Source organism: Pseudomonas sp. P7779 (assembly GCF_013386315.1).
Lineage (GTDB): Bacteria > Pseudomonadota > Gammaproteobacteria > Pseudomonadales > Pseudomonadaceae > Aquipseudomonas.
In genome coordinates this window covers 1-465 of sequence record NZ_JACARZ010000230.1, presented here as the reverse complement: position 1 = coordinate 465, position 465 = coordinate 1, and the positions used below count along the sequence as shown (strand labels likewise).

The following is a 465-nucleotide window of genomic DNA, read 5'->3' as shown; positions in this document are numbered from 1 at the left end:
CAAGCTCGCTCCTACAGGGTGGAACAACAGCGGTTCAGCCTGAAAAGTCGCGCAGTGTAACGGCAAAAACGCCCCTTGCTAAGAGCCAAATGGCGCCAATTTATGCAACTTTAGCGACGCAGGGCCAAATAACGACGCAACCCTTCCTGGGCATCCGGGCAATAGGGCTTTTGCTCGGCCTCCTGAAGCACCGTCGCCAGGGGCAGAAAGCGCGCTTCCATGACTTCTTCCGGCTGGATTCGCAGCGGCCCGTCCCACACGGCCGAGAACGAGGTGCACCAGAGCCGGCTGTCGCCGTCTTCGAAGTAGAAGTGATCGTGGGCGGTCAGTTCGACGCCGCTGACGCCCAACTCTTCTTCCAGCTCACGGGCCGCCGATTCGGCATAGGACTCGTGGGCCGCCACCATTCCGCCCGCCGCCGTGTCCCAGAAACCCGGGTACATGGCTTTGCTCAGGGTGCGCCGG

The 465-nt window shown here is 61.9% G+C and carries 1 protein-coding gene; it reads right to left on the bottom strand.

The genetic code is table 11. The annotated features are described in order from the left end of the window. Positions 1-110 precede the first annotated feature (110 nt). The coding region (locus HX869_RS31330; RefSeq protein WP_178904196.1) for an NUDIX domain-containing protein at positions 111-465 on the bottom strand (355 nt) is incomplete at its 5' end.